Source organism: Psychrobacter sp. Sarcosine-02u-2 (assembly GCF_002836335.1).
Classification (GTDB): domain Bacteria; phylum Pseudomonadota; class Gammaproteobacteria; order Pseudomonadales; family Moraxellaceae; genus Psychrobacter; species Psychrobacter faecalis.
This window is the reverse complement of sequence record NZ_PJBX01000074.1, coordinates 1-353: the sequence shown is the minus strand read 5'-3', so window position 1 is coordinate 353 and position 353 is coordinate 1. Positions and strand designations below refer to the sequence as shown.

1 protein-coding gene is annotated in these 353 nt (G+C 42.2%); it reads right to left on the bottom strand.

Annotated features, from left to right (window positions below; all coding sequences use genetic code 11):
* Nucleotides 1-249 (bottom strand): helix-turn-helix domain-containing protein (locus CXF58_RS14185; RefSeq protein ID WP_145989776.1); only part of this gene is annotated, 249 nt, incomplete at its 3' end.
* Nucleotides 250-353 lie beyond the last annotated feature (104 nt).

Genomic DNA, 353 nt, shown 5'->3' with positions numbered 1-353 from the left:
TAGCTTGTCTGTCACCCATGCCCAGATGTCAGCCACAATAGTTGTGGCGTTGTTAGCCCGTCTATCACAAGCCTTGTTATTAGCATGCTTTGCTTGGTAACCGCGTAGGCTTTTATTACGCCTAAGCTCTCTTGATATGGTACTGGGACTTCTGTTTAACTCTCGAGCTATGAAATTAATACTATGTTTTGCCCCTATTAGGGCATAAATCTGGTATCGTTCACCTAGGCTTAGATGTGTATAGCTCATGGTTGCAATCTCACTTTGGTCGGTGGATAAAAACTTTGATGCTAGCGCATCTAGGTCTTTTTTTCACCTCACATTTGGTATTGCACTTCATGTGTTAATCTAAG